Origin of the sequence: Halomonas sp. 25-S5 (assembly GCF_029889845.1) — a bacterium.
Taxonomy (GTDB): Bacteria; Pseudomonadota; Gammaproteobacteria; order Pseudomonadales; family Halomonadaceae; genus Halomonas.
In genome coordinates this window covers 1-694 of record NZ_JARANV010000083.1, presented here as the reverse complement: position 1 = coordinate 694, position 694 = coordinate 1, and the positions used below count along the sequence as shown (strand labels likewise).

Genomic DNA, 694 nt, shown 5'->3' with positions numbered 1-694 from the left:
GCAGGTCACGGTGGCCGAGGGACCGTTGGATCATCGCCTGTACCACTTCCGGATGGTGTATGGCGGCTTCCAGCACGCCCATGTGGTGCTGGGCGGCGAGAGTTTCGTCGCGCTGGCGGAGGGGCTGCAGAACGCCTTGTGGGCCCTTGGCGGCGCCCCGCGCGAGCACCGCACCGACAGCCTGTCAGCGGCCTTTCGCAATCTCGGGCAGGCGGCACAGGATGACCTCACCCAGCGCTACGAGGCGCTGTGCCGGGATTACGGCATGGTGCCGACCCGCAATACCACCGGCGTGGCCCATGAGAACGGCAGCATCGAGAGTGCCCATGGCCACCTCAAGCGCGCCATCCACGATGCCTTGCTGCTGCGCGGCTCACGCCACTTCGATGACCTGACCGCCTATCGGGCCTTCATTGATGAACTGGTCAGTCGGCGCAACGCTCGGCATCAGCCTCGCATCGACGCTGAGCGCGCCATGCTGCAGCCGCTGCCCCGGCAACGTAGCCAGGACTATGAGGAGATTCGGGTACGGGTGACGTCCTCCGGCGGCTTCACGCTGCGCAAGGTGTTCTACTCGGTGCCTTCCCGGCTGATTGGCCATCAGCTGCGGGTACGCCTGTATGATGACCGCCTGGCAGTGTTCATCGGCGGCAGCGCGCTGCTGACTCTGCCTCGCGGTCGCGCTCAGCGCGGC

The 694-nt window shown here is 66.7% G+C and carries 1 pseudogene; it reads left to right on the top strand.

The annotated features are described in order from the left end of the window. Positions 1–694 (top strand): annotated as a pseudogene (locus OP498_RS18470) (IS21 family transposase); the annotation flags it as partial.